Genomic DNA, 22142 nt, shown 5'->3' on the forward strand with positions numbered 1-22142 from the left:
GGAGTATCCTTCGAAAACTCGCGCCCATCAAGCCTTTTGAAGACTTCAAGATTAAATTTCCGTGGATAACGTGTACCAAATTGGATTCGGTGGCCTCAGCTATGCTGGCAACGGGAGCAGGTTGTGAATCAGAACAATAGAATCGTCGTGCTGGGAAGCTTCGTCGCCGATCTTGCCTTTCATGTTGAGACACTTCCTGTATGGGGAGAGACCCGCATGGGCTCTTCCTTCGCGGTTGGTCCCGGCGGCAAGGGATCCAACCAGGCCGTCGCCGCTGCCCGTGCAGGCGGCAACGTCTGCTTCGTTACGAAGCTGGGGCAGGACTCCTTTGGCGAGATGGCTCGCAAACTTTATCGCGAAGAGGGAATCGACACCGGATTTATCGCGAGCACGACACATCCTACGGGAGCTGCTGCGATCATTCTCGATGAGAAGCGGGGCGAAAATGCCATCATCATCGTTCCGGGCGCCTGCTTCGAGATCACGACCGATGAGGTCGACCGCGCTCGCGAAGTCATTGCTTCGTCTTCGATCCTGGTCGCGCAGCTTGAGCTTCCGGTCTCTGTCGTCGAGCATGGGCTGCGGATGGCGCGCACCAGTGGCGTGACGACCATTCTGAATCCCGCGCCGGCGCTGCCGCTGCCGGAGTCGATCTATCCGCTCTGCGACTACCTTACCCCCAACGAGAGCGAGGCCGCGTCAATGACCGGCATTATCGTAGATGACCTGGCAGGTGCGGAACGGGCCGCCGATGCCCTGCTCGCACGCGGAGTGCGCAATGTAGCATTGACGATGGGCGCGAATGGCGTGTTCCTGAAGAACCGTAATCTGACTGCGCATGTGCCTGCGGTGGATGCCGGGGCCGTGGTCGAGACGACGGGAGCAGGTGACGCCTTCAATGGCGGCTTTGCCGTCGCGCTGGCTGAAGGTAAGGATTTTCGTGAAGCTGCCCGCTTCGCCTGTGCGGTTGCGGGGATCTCGGTCACGCGGCGGGGAACTGCGCCTTCGATGCCGCAGCGGGATGAGGTGGAGGCGCTGCTTGCCTCAACCCCGCAGGGCTGAACGGGCGGCGGCGTGCGAATCCCGAACGAGGTCGGGAAGACCCACTCCGCGATAGCCATTGCCCAGAAGATATAAATTCTGCAGCGCGTCGATGCGGTCCTGCAGCTCCTGCATGCGCTCCAGGTGCCCTACGGCATATTGAGGGAGCGAGAGCGGCAGGCGCCGGATAATCGTGATGCGTGGTTCAGGCAGCGGACCGAGGATGCGGGCCAGCTCCATCCTGGCGATGGAAGCGATCTCATCGTTGCCGCACTTCAACACGCGTTCGGCGGAACTTCCTCCGAAGAAGGCGCGGAGCAGGCGGCCGCCCGGTGGAACCCGGCAGGGAAATTTGTGGTCCATGAAGGTGCAGGCGAGCAGAAGACTGCGCGAGCCTGGCGGCACCAGGAAGCCGAAGCCTTCAGGCACTGGAACCTGCGCGGCATCCTCGAAGCCGAAGCCGACGACGACTGCAGAGCTGGCCTCCATCTGCATGAGCGCCGCGGCTTTATGATCGACTGACTCGAGCAGCTGCCGCGCAACGTGCAGTGGAGCTGCCATGAGAATGCTGTCGAACGATTCACGCCCGGAGCTGGTGGTGAGGGTCCAGCGATCATCTTCGCGCGCGAGAGCCGTCACCTTCACGCCCAGGTGAATCCATTGTTGTGGAATGTTTCCGACCATGCGGTCGATCAGGGTTCCCAGGCCGCTGCGGAGGGTCGTAAAGAGTGGAGAGGTTCGGCCCGAGGCCTGCCGCGCCTGCAGGCCCAGGATCAGGCTGCCGTACTCCCGCTCGAGCGCGACGAAGGGAGCCATCACCGCGCGGACGCTGAGCTGCGCGACATCGCCGCCAAAGACCCCGCTGAGCAGAGGAGCGCCGATCTTTTCGAGCACCTCATCGCCGAAGTGGCGGTGAATGAAGTGGGCGACGCTTTCATCTTCGACGGGCGCGAGTGTTTTTAACTCCTCGTCCCGGAGAATCTCCTGATGGAATGCCCGTTTGGCTTCGTCGCTGAAGAGATCCGATGCGTCCAGTGCATCAAGATCGGCGGGAACCATCATGCGCATGCTATTCGGCATGGCTTTCAGGGCTCCGTCGATCAGCACGTAGGTCCGTCGCTGGTCGTCCTTGGAAAAGATCAGCTCGTCCTCGAGGCCCAGCTCCACAGCGAGCTCTCTCGCCCATGGTTTTTCGGTGACCCAGCCGTCGGGGCCACCCTCGATGATGAAGCCGCCTTCACGGATGGTCTCAACGATGCCGCCGAGACGCGAAGATGCTTCGAATAAAGTTACGTCAGCGGATTCCTGATGGCGTGTGAGCTTTGCCAGCTCATAAGCAGCAGAGAGGCCGGCGATTCCGCCGCCGATGATCGCGATGCGTTTCGGCTGACGCATCAGCCTACCTTTGCAGGTGCGGCTTCGGCTGACTCCGTTGTGGATGCAGCCCTGACGATCTCGGCGAGAGCCCGGGTGAGTGTGGGGGAGTCATTCAGGCTTTCAGCGCGCCATAGCTTCAGGCCCAGCTCCGCGGCAGATTGTTTGAAGGCGATGTCGATGTCGTAGAGAACCTCGACGTGATCGCAGACGAAGCCCACGGGCTGAAGGACGACGCCGAGGTGGCCTTCCTGTTTCAGCGCCTTGAGGGTATCTTCTACGGTCGGGCCGATCCAGGGGCCTCCGCTCACGCCCTGACTCTGGAACGCGAAGTACCAGTCAGTCTCCGCCAGTCCTGCGGGAGCGAGCTGCTCCGCGACCAGCGCGGCGGTTCGCTTTGCTTCCACGGGATACGGATCGGGGGTGTCCTGCATCGGTGTTCCGGGGCGCGCGCCGGCGATGGAGGCCTCGCCTGTCATGATGGTGCGGCAGGGAACGCTGTGTGCAGTGAAAAGAACGGGCGCTTTTCTGCCGAGATCCGCGTTGGCGCTGGACCAGACGGGCAGAAGCTTCTCCGCGAAGGCCTGTATAAGGAAAGGATTCTCCGCCCAGCCGGCGACGAAATCGACTTCCATGCCGGTGGCTGCGGCTATCAGGGCCCTGCGATAAAGTCCGACGCTGGTGCGCGAGTTTTGAGGGGCGAGGCAGATGGCGCGAATGCTGGTAACGCCGTCGGCGCGCATTTGCTCCACCACATCGGCGATGTAGGGGGACCAGTTGCGCATCGCGATGTAGACGCGCTGACCGTCGAGGGCCGCTTCAAGAGCACGCCCCTGCGCGAGCGTCCACTTGGTCAGCGGCGGAGGCTCACTGCCGGGTGTTTCTTTCAGGCCGATCTGGGCGTAGCGATGTTTCAGCTCCTCGATGACCTCTTCCGGCATGGGGCGGCCGCCGGTCACCTTGCTGAGATACTCGGCCATCTCTCCCAGCACATCGGGAGTTCCATGTGCGAGCAGGAGAACGGCGTGGCTCATTGTGCTCTGTGCTCCTGGACCCACTTCACGGTCTGGATGACGTTCTCCACCGGGGTCCCCGGCACGATTCCGTGCCCGAGATTGAAGATGTGGCCGGGCCTTCCGGCTGCAGCGTCGAGCACCTCATGGACGCGCGCCCGAAGAACGTTCTGCGGCGCGAAGAGCGTGATCGGATCGAGGTTGCCCTGCACGGCGCATGTTTCACCCAGGGCCTTCCAGCCCTCGGAGAGCGGAATGCGCCAGTCGAGCCCGATGACATCAGCCCCGGTCTGCCGCATGGTGGGCAGCAGCGACGCCGTATCGACGCCGAAGTAAATGACGGGAACGCCGAGCGCCTGAATGCGACGCACGAGCTCGGTCGTTGGGGCGAGACAGTATTCGCGGTAATCGGTCACGCTCAGTGCTCCCGCCCAGCTGTCGAAGATCTGGATGACGTCGGCGCCGGCCTGGACCTGCTGCGCGGCGTAGGCTGTGAGCACGCCGATGAGCTTTTCCATCAGCAGCGGCCACGCCTCGCGATCGCTGTACATCATTCGCTTGGTCTCGATGTAGTTGCGCGAGGAGCCGCCTTCGATCATGTAGCTGGCGAGCGTAAAAGGAGCGCCGCAGAAACCGATGATGCCCAGCTGGTCGCCATCCGTGCGCGGAGCAGCAAAGTGGCGCGCAACGCGTTCGATGGCCTGCGCGACGTAGCTCAGCTCCTCGACGCGGTCAGTCCTGAGGGCGCGAACCTGCTCGAGCGTGCGAATCGGCGTATGGACCACGGGGCCTTCGCCGGCGAGAAATTCGAAGTCGACGCCCATGGGGGTGAAGGGCAGAAGCAGGTCGGCGAAGATGATGGCGGCATCCACGCCCAGGCGTTCGGCGGCGGTAATGGTGACCTCGGCGGCGATCTCCGGCGTCCTGCATATCTCAAGCAACGAGTGATGCTTTCGCACCGCCATATACTCCGGCATGTAGCGCCCGGCCTGCCGCAGCAGCCACACAGGGGTACGGTCTACCGGCTGACGCAGGCAGGCACGAACGAACCGGCTGGTTCCGAGGGTTGCCGGCTGGTCTGCCACTGCTGCGTCATTCGCTTCTATCGGTGATTCCTTCAAGGCTTAAAAAACTCCTCTTGTGAGCCTAGCATCCGCAACGCCGCGCCTTCTACCGAGGGGCAGGATCGCGTGCGATATCCGCTCCTCGCAGGCCGGGAGCGTGGATGGGACAGAGGATCTTTACCGGAGCGGGAGTCAGTCTTCCAGGCGGAAGCTGGACTCTTCGATGACGGGATTGGTAAGGACCTCGCGGACGATGCGGGCGACCTCGGCCTCAGCCTCGGCACGGCCAATGCCATCCTCGAGCGTGAGCACAAAGTACTTCCCCTGCCGCACATCGGCGACTCCGCGGTACTGCATTCTCCGCAGCGCATCCGCAACTGTCTGCCCCTGGGCATCCAGCACGGTCCGTTTCAACGTGACATAGACATGAGCCTTCATCTTGTTTGATTATAGACGTGGTGCGACTTTCAGCTTTCGAAACAGCTGCCTATTCATGCACCTGATCGATTCACGGCCAATCCCGGCCCGGCATGTCGTTATCAAACTTTGCAGTAACGAAGAGAAGAGAACCCAAACTTATGGTGAACTACCTTGAGCTTCCTGTGGGCTCTGATTCCCCCGAGGTAATCAACGCGGTCATCGAGATTCCGCTGGAAGGAATCAACAAGTACGAGTACGACAAGAAGCTGCATGTCTTTCGTCTCGACCGCAACCTCTACTCCCCCGTGCACTACCCTGGCGACTACGGCTTTATCCCCTCTACGCTGGGGGATGATGGCGACCCTCTCGACGTTCTGGTTCTGGTGGATGCTCCAAGCTTCCCCGGCTGCGTGATGGAGGTCCGTCCCATCGGCCTGCTGGAGATGCGCGACCAGGGCTTAGGCGACGAGAAGGTCTTGGCGGTGGGGAAGGGAAACCCGCGCTACAAGGACGTTTGGAACTTCTCCGAGATCTACCCGCACGTGCTCAAGGAGATCACGCATTTCTTCGCCATCTATAAGGATCTTGAGGGCAAGCGCGTCGAAGTAAAGGGCTGGCGTGATGCCTCGTTCGCTCGTGCGAAGGTGCTGGAAGCGCAGCAGAGGTTCATTGACAATAAGGCCGAGGAGAACGCCAAGGCTTCCGTCTCGAAGTAAACGCATTTTGAGGAAACATTTGAACCGGGAAGATGCGGGTGCCGCTCTTCCCGGTCTTCGTTTTGGGGCAGGGCAGGAGTCTCCCAGAAGGGCTCCTCCGCAGATTCCGGCAGAGATTCGCCGGACAGACAGGCGGGGTCACGGTATAATCACCTGAAAGCCCGAGTGAAAGCTTGGTTGCGGAGAGTTGGCCGAGTGGCTGAAGGCGGCGGTTTGCTAAACCGTTATAGGGTCAAAAGCTCTATCGGGGGTTCGAATCCCCCACTCTCCGCCAGAGAATCTTCCAAGCAAGTCCAGTGAAGTCCAATAAAGATATGAAAAACCCGCTAAAACAGCGGGTCTTATTGTTTTGATGGCTGGGATCGTCAGTCAATCCAGCGAGCTTCACGTCGAAGCCCGCTGAACGTTGGAATCAGAAACGTGGATGATTGCTTTTAATTTAGGGAGTCGTGATCTGGCGATTCAGCCAGACGATATTGTCCCAACTCAATGGCTTTTCAGCACTCGTTGCAAATTTCGCAAAGCTGCCGCCACCAATCTTCAGCGAAAACGACTTTACCTTGTCTGGTGGATTGGTTGTCGTATTGCGTAAGATCTCCAGCACCTGTTCCTGATGCGAGACCTCTGCATAAGGCGTCTTGGCGGAGTAGAACTTCACATCCTGGGTACGCCCACTCCGGTTTCCTGCGCCGCGTTCGTAGCGGATGTGCATCTCAAGATGCTCGCCAGATGCTGCCTTGAAGACCCAGTCCTGCGTATCGATCACATGGCCGCCGGCGTCAGTGGATGTCGTGCGCTTCATCTCGTGCGTGGTGGCCGTCAGATAGTTCCCAAACGGTCCCGGGGCGTCCGCAGCTTCATCGGTAAGTCCGCCAAGGACAAGTTGCGCGCTTGTGCCAGACGCATCTTTGACAGGAGCGACGAGATAGACCACCCTGCTGTTCCCGCTGCCCACCGGCTTTCCGTCCGGACCGTTGACCGTGATGCGATCGATAAAGATCAGACGCACGTTGCAATCTTTCGCAGGACCCTGTGTTGCAACCATCGAGGTAAATCCCGCGGGCAGGTAAGACTTAATGACGTCGTCAGGCGCCTTCAGGTCGATCTGAAAGCGTGCTTCCATACTGGCTTCTTTGTAGTTCGCTCCTGATGGAGCAGCGGGACCCTGTGCAAAAACAGGAGCAGCACAGAATAAGAGTGCAAGGCATAGCCGAATCTTCATGAAATCTCCTCGAGCTTTAGGAAAACCACTGAAGTCTATCGTGCGAGAGAGAAGCCCATCAAGATTGGCCATCTTTCTTCCAGATCGCAACTTCTGGCAAGGAAAGATTGATCTTCGCCGAAGTCACAATCTCTTGCACGACCTCGTCGATAACGCGCGCTTGTCTGTTGTTTTCGCTGTTTATTCGCTTAAAATTAAGGAGCATCTGCACCATCGCACCGCGTAGCACCAGAGGACCTATTCCGTGACGATCATGGACGATCCCGGATTGTATGGCGCGACTCCTATGGCGATTCGCAAGATCGTTCATGTCGATATGGATGCCTTCTACGCATCGGTGGAGCAGCGCGACGATGCCTCGCTGCGAGGCAGGCCTGTGGTTGTGGCGTGGCGAGGAAAGCGATCGGTAGTCTGCGCGGCTTCGTATGAGGCACGAAAGTTCGGGGTGCGTTCCGCGATGGCGGCGGTTCATGCCGAACGCCTTTGTCCTGACGCGATCTTTATACCGCCGGACTTTTCGCGATACAAGGCGGTTTCGCAGGCGGTGCAGGAGATCTTCCGGAGGCATACGGACCTGATTGAGCCGCTCTCGCTGGATGAGGCCTATCTGGATGTGACGAAGAACAGGATGGGGCTGGCAACCGCGACTCTGGTAGCAAGGACGATTCGACAGCAGATACGCGGGGAGTTGAACCTGACGGCCTCGGCCGGGGTAGCGCCTAATAAATTTCTGGCGAAGATTGCTTCGGACTGGCGCAAACCCGATGGGCTGTTCGTCATCCAGCCGCATGAGGTGGAGGAGTTCCTGACGCCACTGCCGGTCGGAAGGATTCCAGGCGTTGGCAAGGTGATGGAGAAGCGATTGGAGCAGATCGGGGTGGCGAAGGTCGGTCATCTGCGCCGCATGGGGCAAGGAGAGCTTCAGAGGCTTTTCGGCAAATACGGGATGAGGCTTTACGAGCTTTCTCGCGGGATCGACCACAGCAGGGTGATTCCGGACAGGCCGACGAAGTCGATCTCGTCCGAGGATACCTTTGAGAGCGATATTCCGCTGGATGCGATGGAGGAGATTATTCGCATGCTGGCGGAGAAGGTCTGGAATGCCTCGCGCAAACAAGGCCGCATCGCACGGACCGTTGTCTTGAAGCTGAAGACGAGCGATTTCAACATTCTGACTCGCAGCCATACGCCTGCGGCTCCTCCTTCCTCCGCCGAGGAACTGGCGGAGATTGCGCTCTCGCTGCGGGAGCGGATCGAGCCTGCTTCCGATCAGAGATTCCGTCTGGCGGGGGTGGGGCTGAACAACTTTCAGGATGCAGAGAGGCTGGCATCGTCGCTCTTTGACTGACGAGGAAGGCGATGTGTCGATCTGTGCTCAGGGCTTTTGTGGAAGAGTGAGGCAATGAAATCAAAACAGCTCATCATGTTGACAGTCTGCAGAGCGGCTTCATAGCATGAGTTTTCCGAAATTCTCGAAGAAGTTGCGCTATGTCCTATAGTCCCGATGAAAGCCTTGAATCCTCACTCGTCGTTGAAAACGAAGCCGGACTTCGTTCGCTCGAGCACGAGGTCCTGGGCCTGCACGATCAGCTTCGAGCGCGGCTTTTGCGATACGCGGTCTCCCTCGGTTTAAGTCCGCACGATGCCGAAGATGTCATCCAGGAGGTCTTTCTCGCCCTCTTCAGGCATCTGCAGGCCGGGCGTTCGCGGGTAAACCTGGCGGGTTGGACCTTCCGGGTCACTCACAATCTTTCGCTGAAGAAGAGGATCCGGCAGAACGCGGATGTTGGCGGAACGAATGACGATCTCTGGGCTTCCCATCTGGAGAGTGCAGGTGGAAACCCGGAAGAGGAAATGATCTTCAACGAGCGGCATCTCATCCTGCGACGCACCTTTGAGGCTTTGCCCGAGGTCGATCGCCTCTGCATCCAGTTACGCGCCGAAGGTCTGAAATATCGCGAGATCGCAGAGATTCTCGGAATATCTCTCGGTGGTGTAGCAAACTACCTGAGCCGTTCGTTCGGCCGCCTGCGGAGAAGCGAGGGAGGGGAAACGTGAGCATCAGACCCGGCCACCTGTCAGAGGTAGACCTGATCCGTTATCTCGATCGGGAGATGAGTGAAAGCGAAAGCGCAGCGGCGCGTTTGCATCTGGAGGGGTGCGAAGCCTGCAGCAGCGACCTCAGAGAGATCGCGCACGTTGGAGAAGAGATGAGCAGGATGATCGCCGCTCCCTTCCATCTGACGGATGCGGTACAGGCGCGAAGTTCGCTTCAGGCAAAGCTAAAAAATGCAGGACCTTCCCTTCAGCCGAAGAATCGATTTCCTGTATGGCTGAGGAGCAGAATGACTCCGGCCTTTCTTGGAGGCGTCGCGGGTGTGCTGGCCATTGCGGCGCTGTTTCTCCTTCTTCCCAATCCCGGAAGATCGAACGCTGAGAGAGCGGCGTCTCTGCCGAATAGAGCCCTTACTCCGGGAATGACGCGCCAGGTTGAACTGGGGGACATCTGCAGGGAGGGCGACGATGATCTCGATCCCGCTGTGCCCGTTCAGAGGAAAGAGGCGGTCTTTCGCGAGTATGGAATCTCTCCGGACCACGCGGGCAATGACTTTCAGGTGGATTATCTGATTAGCCCGCAACTCGGCGGCACCGATGATGTCAGAAATCTCTGGCCGCAATCCTATAAAGAGACCACCTGGAACGCCGCGGCGAAAGACGAACTTGAGAGGCACCTGTCTCAACTGGTTTGCGAGAGGAAGATCACTCTTCAAGAGGCGCAACACGCGATTGCGCATGATTGGATTGCCGCTTACCAGAAATATTTCTGAAGAAGTATTCCGGTAAGCGGCAATCGGGTTCAGCGGGGGTTATTTAAGAACAACGATTCCCCAGGGGCCTTCTCCGGCTTTGAACCTGCGGGTAACGGTGTTCGTTGCCAGATCAACCTCTGATACATCGTTCGATGGCCCGTTGGCGGAGTAGAGCTTAGTACCGTCGGGAGAGAGCGCGATTCCCCACGGACGCTTGCCGACTTCCACGGAACCGAGAACCTTGTTGGTCGCTGTATCGATGGTGAAGACTGTGCGCCCGCGTCCGGTACTGACGTAGAGACGCTTGCCGTCCGGTGACAGCAGAACTCCCATGGGCTTCACCAGGCCGGCCTGGCCAAGCTGGATCGTCTTTACGACCTTGTGCCGTTTGGTGTCGACCATGACTACGGTCCCGTCATTCTCTGCGTTGATGTAAGCGTGCTTGCCATCGGGCATAAATGCGACTGAGCGTGGGCGATGCCCTACCTTGAAGGTTGCGATAATCTTGCCGGCCTCGGGATCGAGGACCGCAATCTGGCTGGTCTCTTCCGAAGTCACATAGACCTCTTTGCCGTCGGGACTGACTTTCACTCCTTCAGGCTGGGCGCCGATCTTCAGGGTCTTGGCGACAGTGCCTGAAGCGATATCGATGATACTGACGGCGGAGATATCTTCGTTGGAGATATAGAGCTGCTTGCCATCTTTGCTGACATCGAAGTTCTCCGGATCGGATCCACCGGGGATGATCTTGACCAGTTTCCGCTGGGCCACGTCGAAAACTCCGATTCCGTCGGCGCTCTTGTCGGGAGGCGGCAACGTGCTCTCGTCTACATCGGGACCTGCAATAGGGGTGCCGCTCAGGGCAACGTATAGGGTCTTCTCATCCGGGCTCGGATGAATTCCGCGTGGCCGCTTGCCGAGGTGAACCGTGGCGAGCATATTTCCATTGCCGCTATCGATGATGGTGAGATCTCCTGAGACCTCGTCAGTGGTGTAGATCTTCGGAGCACCCGACTCCACAGGCGCCTTGGTTTCGGGAATGGCTTTCTGCTCGTTCTGCGATTTGCAGGCGGTCAGCCAGAACGCGCACCCAAGCAGCAGTGCAAAGCTCAATTTCTTATGCATCAACTTACTTCCCCTTGTATGTGAAATCGGCAACCGCATGTTGCTGCGGGCTTACGGTGATCTGTTGCTCCTGCGTTCCCAGCTTCTCCTGCCATATCGTAAGCGTGTAGGTTCCGGGAGGAAGATTCGGAATCGTGAATGTGCCATCCTCCTTCGATACGGCGAAATAGGGATGATCGAGAACGCCGATGTAGGCGTGCATCCAGCCGTGGATGTTGCACTTTACGGGAATCATCACCTCGGGGCTGGTGAACTTGCGATGCAGCGGAGGATCACCCGGCCCCTGGCTATGATTCCAGGCACGGTTTGCCGATCCCATGGGATGAATGTTGTGGGTCACGGGGTCGGAGTTGATGATCTCCACGGGCTGGTTCACCTGGACTCCAAGAATACGGGGATGGAACCAGCATCCTTTTTGGTCGATGATGACGGCTTCGGTCGGCGTCGCGAAGTTCTTTCCTTCAAGCCCCTTGCTGATGTAGACGAAGGCATTGGCGAGCACTCCACCCTTGCCCACCATGATGGATTCGTCATATGCCTTTGTGTGGTGCGCAGCGACGCATGCCGGGTCTTCGCTCATGTCGATCAGCGTTCGCGGTGGCAGCTTGCCCTTATAGTGCACCGTGCCGGTAATCGTTCCGGCGGTGGCCGGGTCTACTTTGAAGGTCGGTGCAGCGGGCGCAGCCTGCGGGGTCGCAGTGGAAGCTGCCGGATGATCCTCTTTCCGGGAGCATCCAGTCACTACAAATGCGGCGCCGAGAACGAGGAGAGAGAGTCTTCTGGCAGTCAATATCATCACGCTTTTTACTCCTTACCGGGTGGTCCCGCGTTCGCGGGCAGATCTCCTGTGAGCGAATTGAGAAAAGCGACAAGGTCGTCCCTATCCTGTCCTGAAAGGTGGATCGTTTGGATCTCCTTATCGAGATTCGGATTCGAGTTTCCCTGCCCGGCATAAAAGTCTACGACCTCCTTCAAGGTCTTTAGACTTCCATCGTGCATGTAAGGCGCTGTCTTTGCGACGTTGCGCAGGGTTGGGGTCTTAAATGCTCCGCGGTCGGTTTGGACGCCGGTCTGATGATAGCGTCCGAGATCTTTGAATGTTACGCCGTCCTCTTCTACCCCTTCGCCGAGGTTGTGAAACTTACCGTCGGTAAACAGGGCATATTGAGCGTTGATAGTGTGACAGGCGGCGCAGTTGCCCTTCGTGGGATTGATGAAGACGGCCAGTCCGCGTACCTGTTGCGGTGTCAGCGCATTGCTGTCGCCACCGTACTGAAAGCGATCGAAGGCAGAGTCTCCGCTTAAAAGCGTTCTCTCGAAGCTTGCGAGCGCCTTTTCGATTCTGCTCAGGGTTACGTCTTCAGTCCCGAAGGCCGCGCGAAACATGGTGTGATACACCGGATCGCGCCTCAGCTTTGAGACGGAGACCTTGTGGGCCTGGTTCATCTCCACAGGATTGATCATCGGGCTCGCGGCCTGATCTTCAAGCGTCAGGGCTCGCCCGTCCCAGAACTGGAAGGGCTGATAGGCGACATTGAGCAGCGTCGGCGCGTTGCGAACGCCGAGCTGGCCACCTGCTCCCTTGGAGACCCGCAGATTATCGGTGAAGTAGGCATTCGGCTCGTGGCAGCTTGCACAGGCAAGAGTGTTGTCCTTCGAGAGGCGTTTGTCATAGAACAGCCGGCGTCCCAGCGCGATGGTCTCGGCGGTGGGAGGATTGTCCTTCGGGATGGGGACCGGTGGCAGGCCGAGAGGCGGCTGTATGTGAACTTCCTTGCCGATAGGGGTGTCAGGCACAACGGACTTACATCCTGCGGTCAGCAGGATCAGCGGAGTGACGAGCACAGCCCATCCAAGCATGCTCTTCCAAAATTCTCTTTTCGAGTCATCGGGCTGCGACAGATGTCTCGCCCGTGGCCTAGCCCCTCGCCCCACCATAATCATCAGCTTAGCTGGAACTCTCCGGTTTTGCAGGGAGGCCGGCAGAGTTGAGATTTGATTCTGAGCGGGACACTCCATTAAGAAATGGACTCCGGTCGAGGGCAGGACGTCACTGTCTCCGCGGAGCCGATGGGTGGCTTTTGCGAAAAAAGGGAAATGGAGGATTGACAGTGTAGATTGTGCGTGGGTAGGATGCTTGCGAAATGAGACGTCTCATAAATTCTTTTTCCACCCGGGAAAACCCCTTCCTTCCTGTACTTCCCCGCACCAGCGCCCCTAATGCCAGGACGCATTACGCAACGAGGATGACTTTGATGAAAGCACGCAAGCTGTCCGGATCTTTTCCCCCGGCGCGCATGGCCGTTCTGCTTCTTGCAGGAGCTGTGAGCTGCGGTTGGGCAGGATTCGCCTATGGGCAATCGAAGAGCTCGCCGGAGTGGACGACGAGCAGCTATAACCCCCAGCGCGATGCCTGGCAACGGCATGAGACAAAGATCACGGCGCAGAATGCAGGCAAGGTTCAGCTGCTATGGAAGCTGAAGACCGATAACAAGACGATGGGTATGCAGTCGTTCCGTGAGCCATTGATTGCTTCGGGCATCAAGACCACGCAGGGCGCCAAAACGGTCGCGATCTTTGCGGGAAGCTCCAATGACGTCTTCGTGATCGATGCCGAGACCGGCAAGATGGTGTGGCAGAAGAAGCTGAAGTGGGCTTCGAGCCAGCCGGAGGAAGCTGGGGAGGGCCGCGGCTTTATCTGCACGAACGCCCTGAGCGCCACTCCGGTGATTACTCCGGCTGGAGCAAAGGAGCGTGTGCTCTACGTCATCACGACTGACGGGTATCTGCACCTGATGGATCCGGCAACGGGAGACGAAAAAGATGCGCCCGTGCAGATGCTGCCTAATGTGTATGGCAAGCCTTACGGCCTGAATCTCGTCAATGGCATCGTCTATACCATTACCGGTCAGGGCTGCGGCGGTGTGCCGAATGCTCTTTATGCTTACAACACGGTTACGAAGAAAGTAACCATGTCATCGCCTCCACAGGGTGGACTCTGGGGAACGGCAGGACCTGCCATCGGCAGCGATGGGACGATCTACTTCGAGTCCGGAGATCATCCCTACGACGCCAAGGCAGGCCTGCTGTCAACCAGCGTGCAGGCGTATACCTTCTCGAACGACACGTTGAAACTGAAGGACTACTACACGCCGACCAACTACGAGTGGCTGACCAAGCGCGATCTTGACCTGAACACCACGCCGGTCATCTTCTCGTACAAGGGTCGCGATCTTCTGGTGGGCGGCGGCAAAGAAGGACGGTTCTTCATGCTTGACAGCCGGTCCATCGGCGGTGCGGACCATGAGACTCCGCTCTTCCGTTCGGAGCTGATTGCAAATGCCAACGTGAACTTTCAGACGGAAGGAACGTGGGGCAGCTTCGCGGCCTGGAAGGACAAGAAGGGCACGCAGTGGGTACTGGCTCCCAACGGCGGACCGACGACGGTCAAGTTCCCGATCAACTATGGCGACACGCCGAATGGCGGAATTCTCGCCTTCAAGATCGAGGACAAGGACGGAAAGACCGTGATGACCAATGCGTGGCAGTCGGCAGATATGTTGACGGCGGAGCCTCCGGTCGTCGCTAACGGCCTGGTCTTTGTCCTGGCTGGTGGCGAGTACACGGGACAGACCAACGAGGTTGAGGGCGGTCTCTACTCTGCAGAGGACAGGATCGAGCGGTCGAAGCCTGCCAAGCTGTACGTGCTCGATGCCGAGACCGGCAAGGAGCTTTACAACAGCGGAGACCAGATCGCTTCGTTCCTTCATCAGGCGGGACTGTCGGTCGCCGGCGGTCGCATCATGTTCGGTACCTTCGACGGAACCGTCTACTGCTTCGGCATTAAATAGGTTGGCATGGGAACTAATCGAGGACGTCTTGAGATGAAGAAATGGCTTGGTCTTTCAATCGGCTTTTCGTTTGCCGCAGCGTTTGTCTGCCTGACCCCCGCCGCAGCACAGGCGGTCGGAAACTGGACCTCTCCGCGTAACAACATGGAGCACACCGGCTGGCAGAAGGCCGAGACCACGATGACCAAAGAGAATCTTTCAGGGAAGTTCAAGTTCCTCTGGAAGATTAAATTGGGTGACGCTGCAGCAAAAGATTCGCTTTCGTACAGCGAGCCTCTTCTGGTCCAGCGCCTCATCAATGCAAAGGGCTTTAAGGATTTCGCGCTCTGGGCGGATGGAGATACCCTCTACGCGGTCGACTCTGAGTTGGGAACGATGCTGTGGACGAAGCATTACGACGTCTCTGCATCGCCATGCGGATCCTCGAATCTGAGCATCGTCGCCGAGGCTCCGCTGGTGATCAATTTTCGCGCGCGGCGCAGGCCGGGAGCGCCACCTCCAAAGCCACAACCACCGATGAAGCCTTCGGAGCGCCGCGTAGGGATCTCGCCCGGCGGCGGCGGCTTTGGTTTGAAGGGAATCTTCGTGCTGACGCCCGATGGGCAACTGCATGAGGAAGTGATCGCCACCGGAGCGGAGTTTGCTCCGGCCGTGAAGTTCCTTCCTGGCGCGACCGGTGTTCCGCTGGGCCTGGGCCTCGACGGCAAGACAATGTTTACGACTACCAAAGCTGGATGCGGAGACGCAAAGAACGCCGTCTGGGCCATCAATATGGATTCGCCGCAGTATCCGGTGGAAAGTTACGAGACTGGTTCCGTTGTTCCGCTGGTCGCTATGGGACCGACGATCGCTGAAAACGTCGCCTATGTCGTCACCGGATCCGGAAGCGCCGGTCAGAGCGCCGATGTTCACGCGGACAGTATCGTTGCCCTCGGACCAGATGCCAAAGTGAAGGACTGGTACATGGCTGGAGGCTCGCTCCAGAATGTGACACCGGTTGCCTTGAGCCATAACGGCAAGAACCTTCTGGTAGCTCCCGGAAAGGACGGCAGCTATGTCCTGCTGGATGCGTCTTCGCTCGGAGGATCGGATCATAAGACGGCACTCGCCGAGACTCCTTCCGTCTCTCAGGTGAAGAACGGAAGCATCGCTGCGCTCGCTACCTGGGAGGATGCAGGCACGACCTGGGTGTTGGCTTCTGTGCCCGGTGCGCTCAACCCCGGGGCGAAGTTTGCCACTTCCAATGGGGAGGCTTCGCATGGAAGCATTGTTGCTTTCAAGCTGGAGGAAAGCGCAGGTAAGACGAACCTGGTTCCTGTCTGGTCCTCGCGCGACATGATCAACCCCGCTCCTCCGGTTGCCGCCAATGGAATGGTCGTTGCGCTGGACCAGGGCGATGCGTCGCATCATGCAACGCTCTACGTGCTTGATGGGGCGACTGGCAAGGAGCTGTATTCGAGTGGGGACGCCGTGAATACCTATGCCCATATGGCAGGAGTTTCCGTCGGCGACGGCCACGCCTTCTTCGTCACGCACGACAACACGCTCTATTCCTTTGGAATTGGTATAGAGCATTAATCCGTAAGGAATCCTGCGGTCATGTGGCTCTCTCCGTGACCGCGCTCTCTAAATCATTGCCGGCCCAGCAGAAGTCGTCGCAAAGCCCACAGAAGAAATTACAAAGAAGAAGGAAATATTTGAGATGGTGAATCGATCCCGTGTAGATGAAGTGGTCAATGCAACTGGTGGAGTGCTGAGACTGGCGCCGTGCTGGGTTCCTCGATCGTTTATGATTCCGGGCCGTCGGCTGAAGCTTCATCCGGACGACCTGTATGCGTTTGGTGGGCATCGCGGTGGTATCAACGAGCGCTGGTTCTCCTCGACCACCAAGGCGTCGAACGGCCCGGCAACGCTTCCGGATGAAGGCCTGAGCTACATCAATCCCGGCCAGGGAGAGAAGTTTCTTCTCAAGGAAGCGGTCGAGGCCGCGGGCGACCTGCTGCTGGGCGCCGATGTGATGAAGCGCGAGAACGGATGGAACCTGCTGTGCAAGTTCTTCGACAATATGGGGCCCATTCCCCATCACATGCACCAGACCAGTGAATTCGCCAATCTGGTAGGGCAGAAGGGCAAACCCGAGGCTTACTACTTTCCGCCGCAGTACAACCAGATTCAGAACAACTTTCCCCATACCTACATGGGGCTCGAGCCGGGAACGACGAAGGACGATATTCGCCGCTGCCTGGAGAAGTGGAACCAGGGCGACAACGGCATTCTTGCCTTCTCACGCGCCTATCGCCTGGTACCGGGTGAGGGCTGGCAGATCGATCCAGGCATCCTGCATGCGCCCGGCTCCCTGGTGACATACGAGCCGCAGGTGAACAGCGACGTCTTCGCGATGTTCCAGTCTGAGGTCGATGGCCGCATCGTCGACTGGGACCTGCTGACCAAGGATGTCAAGCCGGAGTTCACGAAGGACATCGATTATCTGGTCAGCATGCTCGACTGGGAGGCCAACGTAAATCCAGAGTTTGCGAAGTCGAACAAGACTTTCCCGAAGGCTGTGAGATCCGAAGAGGAGATGAAGCAGGCCGGCTATCGTGAGGTCTGGGTGACCTACGGGACCGAGTTCTACTCCGCAAAGGAGCTTACGGTGCTTCCGAAGCAGAGCGTCACGATTGCCGATGCAGAGGCCTACGGTGTCATCGTGACCCAGGGCCACGGACGCCTGGGCAGGCAGACGGTATCGACGCCCTCCATGATCCGGTTCGGCCAGATGACCGAGGACGAATACTTCGTCACGGCTGCCGCAGCACAGGCCGGGGTGCTCGTGGAGAACCATAGCGAAACCGATCCTCTGGTCATGCTGAAGCACTTCGGCCCCGGCAATCCGGATGCCGCACCTCTGATCAGGAAGTAAGCGATAGGATGTAGCGATGCAGCACACCAGACCCGCAATTCACAACGCGATGTGGCCCGGTCTCGTAGGCAAGGGACCGGACTCCGAGCCTGCCATCGAGCTGGAGACGATGCTCGATCTCACGGCTGCCGCTGAGGTCGAGGGGCAGAAGTTCGATGGCGTAGACCTGTTCGCCTCCCTACCGCATATCGATATTGACTCCTCGAAAGACGATCTTCAGCGTGTTGCCGACAGCATCGCTTCGCGCAATCTCGTCGTCGGCTCGCTGGTGGCGCCTGTGTGGCCGCCAACCGGAGGTGGTTCCGCGATGGGATCGCAGGAGGAGCGGGATCGCTTTGTGACCCAGGTCCAGAAGGCCTGCGCGATGGGCAAGACCTTCCGCGACCTCGGGATTCGCAAGTATGGCGTCATCCGCATTGACTCCGCAGCGAGTCCTGCGGAGTGGACGAAGGACCCGAAGGGAAACACAAAGAAGATTGCGGAGACCTTTCAGCGTGCCGCCGACATTGCCGAGCAGTACGGTGAGCGTCTGGCCGCCGAAGGCGAGATTTGCTGGGGAGGCATGCACGGCTGGCGTCACATGGTCGAGCTGCTCGAGACCGTCAATCGTCCCGGGACAGTCGGCTTCCAGGCCGATATGGCGCACTCTCTGCTCTATACGCTCGGATACAACGCTCCTGAAGACAGGCTGCTTCCGGAAGACTTCGACTGGTCGAATCAGGATGTCCTGATGGAGGCTCTGACGAAGCTGACCGACGCGCTACGTCCGTGGACGATTGATTTCCACGTCGCCCAGAACGATGGCACGGTGCATGGCAGCGGATCGCACGACAAGACCGGCCGCCACTGCCCTGCCAACGATCCCAACGGCAAGATGGATGTCGTCAAGGTCGCCGGGATGTGGATGCGGGATAAGAGCGGACAGCCGACGCGCGCCTTCCAGCACATCTGCTGGGACGGCTGCATGTTCCCGAACGCGACGATGATGTCGCCCGATACATGGCGAAATGTGCTGAAGACCATGATCTCGGTTCGCGACGCACACGGATGGGATTAGATTCGATGGCAAAGAAGACTCTCAATGTTGGCCTGGTAGGGTACGGCTTCATGGGCCGCACTCATTCGAACGCCTTTGTGCAGGCGCCTCGGTTTTTCGATCTTCCCTACAGGCCTGTCCTGAAGGCGGTCTGCGCACGCAATGCCGATCGCGCGAAAGGATTCGCGGAGAACTGGGGTTACGAGTCGATCGAGACGGACTGGCGCGCCTTGGTCGAGCGCAAGGACATCGACCTGATCGACATTGCCAGCCCCAACGACACGCACGCGGAGATCGCCGTGGCCGCAGCAAAGGCCGGCAAGATCGTGATGTGCGAAAAACCGCTTGCCCGCACTGCAGCCGAAGGCAGGACCATGCTGGACGCCGTGGAGTCTTCCAGGAGCCCAAACATGGTCTGGTACAACTATCGCCGCGTGCCCGCGCTGGTGCTGTTGAAGGATCTGCTGGACGAAGGACGCTTCGGTCGCATCTTTCACTATCGGTCGCAGTTCCTGCAGGACTGGACCATCTCGCAGGATCTCCCGCAGGGTGGCGAAGGCCTGTGGCGGCTCGACTCCTCTGTTGCCGGCAGCGGCGTAACCGGCGATCTGCTGGCCCATAACATCGACATGGCCCTGTGGCTCAACGGCTCTTTGACCGAGGTTTCCGCGATGACCGAGACCTTCATCAAGGAGCGCAAGCACAGCCTGACCAATAAGGTTCAGGCTGTCACGATCGATGACGCCAGCTCCTTTATCGGCCGCTTCCAGAATGGCTCCATGGCGCTGTTTGAGGCTACTCGTTATGCGCGCGGCCACAAGGCGCTTTTCACGCTTGAGATCAATGGCGAGCAAGCGTCCGCGCGCTGGGACCTGCACGATCTTCACCGGCTGGAGTTCTTCGATCATCGCGATGAAAGCCGTCTTCGCGGATGGAAGAGCATTCACATCACCGACGGCGAGCACCCGTATATGAAGCATTGGTGGGTTCCCGGCCTGCAGATCGGTTACGAGCACACCTTCATCCACCAGGTCGCGGACTTCCTCACGGCTCTCGGGGAGAAGCGTGAGGTGGCTCCCACCTTCAGGGATGGACTCGCCGTCGACTATGTAACGGATGCCGTTCTTAAGTCAGCCAGGACGAAGCAGTGGGAAGAGATCCCGCTGGCTTGATGAGGTCTAACTCAGTTTCTAAGGAGAACATCATGTCGAATCGCACGGGGTGCCGAACCCTCCTGACGCTTACCTGCCTTGCAGCCTTTGGCGTGACTGCTTCCATGGCGCAGAAGCCTGCTGCGCGTCCGGCGGGGGGAAGCCGGTTTGTACAGCCTGAGCCAATCGATTTCAACGATCATGAGGGCTGGACCCAGATCTTCGATGGCAAGACGCTGAAGAACTGGGACGGACCGTCCGAGGTCTGGCATGTTGAGGATGGATCGATCGTCGGCGTCTCCAGCGATGCGCATCCCTCCGGAACCACCAATATCATCTGGAAGGGCGGCGAGGTCGGCAACTTCATGCTGAAGGTGGAGATGAAGCTTGAGGGCACAGGAGCCAACGGCGGTATCCAGTATCGCAGTGCTCTTGTAGCGCCGCAGTTGCGCCAGATTCCCCCGGATCGACTCGCCCAGATGACCCCGGAACAGAAGCAGCGCTTCGAAAAGGGTCAGGCCCTGCTGAAAAAGCATGCCAAGTGGAACCTCACCGGCTATCAGGGTGACTTCGACTACAACAATCGCTACACGGGCCAGCTCTACGAGCAGGACAGCCCCCGCGGCATCATCGCCTGGCGCGGACAGGTGGTCTCCACCGAGCCGAACCGCAAGCCACGCCTGCTTGCCACGCTGGGAACCTCCGATGAGTTGAAGGCCTTTATCAAGCCCGGTGAGTGGAACCAGGTGGAGATCATCGCCGACGGTCATACCCTTACCCACATCGTCAACGGCCACGTGATGGCAGTGCTGGTCGATACCGACCCCAAGTTCTATCGCGCAAAGGGTCTGCTTGCGTTTGAGATCGAAGGCGGCGGCGATGTCAAGATCTCGCACCGTAACATCTGGCTGAAGAGGCTGCCATAACGTTGTTGCTTCGCATGGCAAAAGGAATTTGGAATCGGCATGAATTCTCCCTCGAACTGTGAGAGCATGGCGTCTGCGAGTGGCATTCCCAATCAGGAGCGATGCAGATGTGGCCAGGCAACTTTGGTCCGGAGATGATGAGCCATGTGGGCCGGCTCTCACAGATCGGGGGAATCACCCCATTCACCCATGCAGAGGGCAAAGCAAAAGGAACCGGCACTCTGCGCGTGCGCACGGCGTGCGGGCTGGAGTTCTGGGTCGTTCCCGACAAGGGCCTCGACCTCTACGAAGCCAGCTTTCGGGGACGCTCTCTCTGCTGGCACTCTCCGACCGGTATGGTGCATCCAGCCTTCTACTCCAGCCGCGGCCTTGAGTGGCTGAAGGGCTTTGCCGGTGGCCTGCTAACCACTTGCGGACTCTCAACGGCTGGTGCCCCCTCACGCGATCAGGGCGAAGATCTCGGACTGCATGGCTCCATCTCCAACACGCCTGCGGAGAACGTCTGCTGGTCTGAGAAGTGGGAGCACGGAGACTGCATCTTCAATATCTCCGGTACTGTTCGCGAAACTTCTGTGCATGGACCTAACCTGGTTCTGCACCGCACCATCTCCAGTTCTCTGAACTCAGCCGCGCTCACCCTTCATGACGTCGTCGAAAATCAGGGAGTCCGCACGGCTCCGCTGATGGTCCTCTATCACTTCAACTTCGGCTTTCCCCTCCTTACGCCTCGTTCCCGTGTCTATGCGCCCTCCCGGGAGGTTACCCCGATCGACAATTTTTCGCGGGACACCGTAGAGGAGTGGAATCTCTTCGGCGATCCGCAGCTGGGTCTGGGCGAGAAGGTCTACTTTCATCAGATGGCGAGCGGCACCGATAAGGTGACGGTGGTTCTCGTCAGTGACGAAGAGGATCCGTCCTACGGGCTTGCGATGACCTACGATCCGAGCACCCTGCCAAAGTTCAACCAGTGGAAGATGACCTCGGCGAACCATTATGTTCTTGGTCTTGAGCCTGCGAACTGCAACACACGCGGACGGGAGTATGAGCGCAATCAGGGCACGCTTCAGTTTCTCGAGCCGGGAGAGCGCAGGGAGTTCAGCATCGAGCTTCGCGTGCTCGACGATGAGGCCAGCGTGAAGGAAGCCATCCGGTCGGCAGCCGTGGGCATGTGATCTGGCGCGGGGCGACACCTTCAAAGCAGGACGGATTTCCATCATTCGTTTGATGACAGCCCTCAGGGTGTGTCGACATACAGACTCGCCTGCATCGCTGATCTGCTTTGTCGACCTCAGGTACCCCGAAGATGTGTCATCCTGAGCGTAGCGCATCAGCGCGGAGCCGAAGGATCTGCGGTTTGGGATGGTGGTTGAGCCGGAAAGACCGCAGATCCTTCGACTCCGTTTCTCGCGATAGAGCCGCGAGAAACTTCGCTCAGGATGACACCTCTTCGGGACAGTGCAAGGAGGATCTATC

General features: G+C 58.8%; 20 protein-coding genes and 1 tRNA gene. 13 read left to right on the forward strand and 8 right to left on the reverse strand.

Annotated features, from left to right (window positions below):
• The first annotated feature begins 123 nt into the window (after positions 1-123).
• On the forward strand, positions 124-1062 hold the full coding sequence (gene rbsK, locus GWR55_RS15850; protein ID WP_202925520.1) for a ribokinase: 939 nt from the start codon (positions 124-126) through the stop codon (positions 1060-1062).
• Here the strand turns inward: rbsK and hemG are convergent.
• From hemG to purS, 4 genes are all read right to left on the reverse strand, one after another.
• Positions 1045-2436 (reverse strand): protoporphyrinogen oxidase, encoded by a 1392-nt coding sequence (hemG, locus tag GWR55_RS15855; protein WP_162403130.1) that lies wholly within the window; start codon positions 2434-2436, stop codon positions 1045-1047. The two genes, rbsK and hemG, sit on opposite strands and share 18 nt — an antisense overlap.
• Positions 2436-3449: a ferrochelatase gene (locus tag GWR55_RS15860; RefSeq protein ID WP_162403131.1), complete on the reverse strand. Its 1014-nt coding sequence runs from the start codon at positions 3447-3449 to the stop codon at positions 2436-2438. The genes hemG and GWR55_RS15860 overlap by 1 nt, the downstream gene beginning before the upstream one ends.
• Positions 3446-4549 (reverse strand): uroporphyrinogen decarboxylase, encoded by a 1104-nt coding sequence (gene hemE / locus GWR55_RS15865; protein WP_370521157.1) that lies wholly within the window; start codon positions 4547-4549, stop codon positions 3446-3448. Before hemE ends, GWR55_RS15860 begins: the two co-directional genes overlap by 4 nt.
• Positions 4550-4684: 135 nt before the next feature.
• The gene (gene purS / locus GWR55_RS15870) at positions 4685-4930 is read right to left on the reverse strand and encodes a phosphoribosylformylglycinamidine synthase subunit PurS (protein ID WP_162403132.1); all 246 of its coding nucleotides are present in this window, start codon (positions 4928-4930) and stop codon (positions 4685-4687) included.
• A gap of 140 nt (positions 4931-5070) precedes the next feature.
• Here purS and GWR55_RS15875 point away from each other — a divergent pair, with 140 nt between their 5' ends.
• Positions 5071-5628 carry an inorganic diphosphatase gene (locus tag GWR55_RS15875; protein ID WP_162403133.1) on the forward strand — a complete coding sequence of 186 codons (558 nt, stop codon included), beginning with the start codon at positions 5071-5073 and terminating at the stop codon, positions 5626-5628.
• A gap of 181 nt (positions 5629-5809) precedes the next feature.
• Positions 5810-5902, forward strand: a tRNA-Ser gene (locus GWR55_RS15880).
• Between the two features lie 165 nt (positions 5903-6067).
• Here GWR55_RS15880 and GWR55_RS15885 read toward each other — a convergent pair.
• A complete protein-coding gene (locus GWR55_RS15885) occupies positions 6068-6850 on the reverse strand; it encodes a hypothetical protein (protein ID WP_162403134.1) in 783 nt (260 codons plus the stop codon).
• A 253-nt stretch (positions 6851-7103) separates the two neighbouring features.
• On the opposite strand from GWR55_RS15885, the gene dinB reads away from it, so the two are divergent.
• The 3 genes from dinB to GWR55_RS15900 all read left to right on the forward strand — a co-directional run bounded on the left by dinB (position 7104) and on the right by GWR55_RS15900 (position 9678).
• Entirely contained in the window at positions 7104-8198 is a 1095-nt protein-coding gene (dinB, locus tag GWR55_RS15890) for a DNA polymerase IV (RefSeq protein WP_238398786.1), read from the forward strand.
• 140 nt (positions 8199-8338) lie between these two features.
• Complete coding sequence (locus tag GWR55_RS15895; RefSeq protein WP_162403135.1) at positions 8339-8908, forward strand: RNA polymerase sigma factor; 570 nt, start codon at positions 8339-8341, stop codon at positions 8906-8908.
• Entirely contained in the window at positions 8905-9678 is a 774-nt protein-coding gene (locus tag GWR55_RS15900; RefSeq protein WP_162403136.1) for an anti-sigma factor, read from the forward strand. Before GWR55_RS15895 ends, GWR55_RS15900 begins: the two co-directional genes overlap by 4 nt.
• Positions 9679-9717: 39 nt before the next feature.
• Here GWR55_RS15900 and GWR55_RS15905 read toward each other — a convergent pair whose 3' ends face one another.
• The 3 genes from GWR55_RS15905 to GWR55_RS15915 are packed head-to-tail and all read right to left on the reverse strand — an operon-like array spanning position 9718 to position 12645.
• Complete coding sequence (locus tag GWR55_RS15905; RefSeq protein WP_162403137.1) at positions 9718-10785, reverse strand: beta-propeller fold lactonase family protein; 1068 nt, start codon at positions 10783-10785, stop codon at positions 9718-9720.
• Between the two features lie 4 nt (positions 10786-10789).
• Positions 10790-11581: a carboxypeptidase regulatory-like domain-containing protein gene (locus tag GWR55_RS15910; protein WP_162404041.1), complete on the reverse strand. Its 792-nt coding sequence runs from the start codon at positions 11579-11581 to the stop codon at positions 10790-10792.
• Positions 11582-11589: 8 nt separating this feature from the next.
• Entirely contained in the window at positions 11590-12645 is a 1056-nt protein-coding gene (locus GWR55_RS15915) for a cytochrome-c peroxidase (RefSeq protein ID WP_162403138.1), read from the reverse strand.
• A 395-nt stretch (positions 12646-13040) separates the two neighbouring features.
• Between GWR55_RS15915 and GWR55_RS15920 the strand changes: the two genes are divergently transcribed.
• The 7 genes from GWR55_RS15920 to GWR55_RS15950 all read left to right on the forward strand — a co-directional run bounded on the left by GWR55_RS15920 (position 13041) and on the right by GWR55_RS15950 (position 21841).
• Positions 13041-14636 carry a PQQ-binding-like beta-propeller repeat protein gene (locus tag GWR55_RS15920; protein WP_162403139.1) on the forward strand — a complete coding sequence of 532 codons (1596 nt, stop codon included), beginning with the start codon at positions 13041-13043 and terminating at the stop codon, positions 14634-14636.
• A 33-nt stretch (positions 14637-14669) separates the two neighbouring features.
• Positions 14670-16214: a hypothetical protein gene (locus GWR55_RS15925; RefSeq protein WP_162403140.1), complete on the forward strand. Its 1545-nt coding sequence runs from the start codon at positions 14670-14672 to the stop codon at positions 16212-16214.
• Between the two features lie 124 nt (positions 16215-16338).
• Positions 16339-17556, forward strand: a complete 1218-nt coding sequence (locus GWR55_RS15930) for a hypothetical protein (RefSeq protein WP_162403141.1) — start codon at positions 16339-16341, stop codon at positions 17554-17556.
• A gap of 16 nt (positions 17557-17572) precedes the next feature.
• Positions 17573-18613, forward strand: a complete 1041-nt coding sequence (locus tag GWR55_RS15935) for a sugar phosphate isomerase/epimerase (protein ID WP_202925521.1) — start codon at positions 17573-17575, stop codon at positions 18611-18613.
• Between the two features lie 5 nt (positions 18614-18618).
• Positions 18619-19764, forward strand: coding sequence for a Gfo/Idh/MocA family protein (locus tag GWR55_RS15940; RefSeq protein WP_162403142.1), 1146 nt, complete (start codon positions 18619-18621; stop codon positions 19762-19764).
• 32 nt (positions 19765-19796) lie between these two features.
• Positions 19797-20669: a DUF1080 domain-containing protein gene (locus GWR55_RS15945; protein WP_162403143.1), complete on the forward strand. Its 873-nt coding sequence runs from the start codon at positions 19797-19799 to the stop codon at positions 20667-20669.
• A gap of 101 nt (positions 20670-20770) precedes the next feature.
• Positions 20771-21841: an aldose 1-epimerase family protein gene (locus GWR55_RS15950; RefSeq protein ID WP_162403144.1), complete on the forward strand. Its 1071-nt coding sequence runs from the start codon at positions 20771-20773 to the stop codon at positions 21839-21841.
• Positions 21842-22142 lie beyond the last annotated feature (301 nt).

Source organism: Edaphobacter sp. 12200R-103 (assembly GCF_010093025.1).
Lineage (GTDB): Bacteria > Acidobacteriota > Terriglobia > Terriglobales > Acidobacteriaceae > Edaphobacter.

Excerpts from the sequence above, each read along its gene's own strand:
- hemG (WP_162403130.1), bottom strand. The coding sequence starts at position 2,436 with ATGCGTCAGCCGAAACGCATCGCGATCATCGGCGGCGGAATCGCCGGC.
- GWR55_RS15860 (WP_162403131.1), bottom strand. The coding sequence starts at position 3,449 with ATGAGCCACGCCGTTCTCCTGCTCGCACATGGAACTCCCGATGTGCTG.
- purS (WP_162403132.1), bottom strand. The coding sequence starts at position 4,930 with ATGAAGGCTCATGTCTATGTCACGTTGAAACGGACCGTGCTGGATGCC.
- GWR55_RS15875 (WP_162403133.1), top strand. The coding sequence starts at position 5,071 with ATGGTGAACTACCTTGAGCTTCCTGTGGGCTCTGATTCCCCCGAGGTA.
- GWR55_RS15885 (WP_162403134.1), bottom strand. The coding sequence starts at position 6,850 with ATGAAGATTCGGCTATGCCTTGCACTCTTATTCTGTGCTGCTCCTGTT.
- dinB (WP_238398786.1), top strand. The coding sequence starts at position 7,104 with ATGGACGATCCCGGATTGTATGGCGCGACTCCTATGGCGATTCGCAAG.
- GWR55_RS15895 (WP_162403135.1), top strand. The coding sequence starts at position 8,339 with ATGTCCTATAGTCCCGATGAAAGCCTTGAATCCTCACTCGTCGTTGAA.
- GWR55_RS15905 (WP_162403137.1), bottom strand. The coding sequence starts at position 10,785 with ATGCATAAGAAATTGAGCTTTGCACTGCTGCTTGGGTGCGCGTTCTGG.
- GWR55_RS15910 (WP_162404041.1), bottom strand. The coding sequence starts at position 11,581 with ATGATATTGACTGCCAGAAGACTCTCTCTCCTCGTTCTCGGCGCCGCA.
- GWR55_RS15915 (WP_162403138.1), bottom strand. The coding sequence starts at position 12,645 with ATGCTTGGATGGGCTGTGCTCGTCACTCCGCTGATCCTGCTGACCGCA.
- GWR55_RS15920 (WP_162403139.1), top strand. The coding sequence starts at position 13,041 with ATGAAAGCACGCAAGCTGTCCGGATCTTTTCCCCCGGCGCGCATGGCC.
- GWR55_RS15925 (WP_162403140.1), top strand. The coding sequence starts at position 14,670 with ATGAAGAAATGGCTTGGTCTTTCAATCGGCTTTTCGTTTGCCGCAGCG.
- GWR55_RS15930 (WP_162403141.1), top strand. The coding sequence starts at position 16,339 with ATGGTGAATCGATCCCGTGTAGATGAAGTGGTCAATGCAACTGGTGGA.
- GWR55_RS15935 (WP_202925521.1), top strand. The coding sequence starts at position 17,573 with ATGCAGCACACCAGACCCGCAATTCACAACGCGATGTGGCCCGGTCTC.
- GWR55_RS15940 (WP_162403142.1), top strand. The coding sequence starts at position 18,619 with ATGGCAAAGAAGACTCTCAATGTTGGCCTGGTAGGGTACGGCTTCATG.
- GWR55_RS15945 (WP_162403143.1), top strand. The coding sequence starts at position 19,797 with ATGTCGAATCGCACGGGGTGCCGAACCCTCCTGACGCTTACCTGCCTT.
- GWR55_RS15950 (WP_162403144.1), top strand. The coding sequence starts at position 20,771 with ATGCAGATGTGGCCAGGCAACTTTGGTCCGGAGATGATGAGCCATGTG.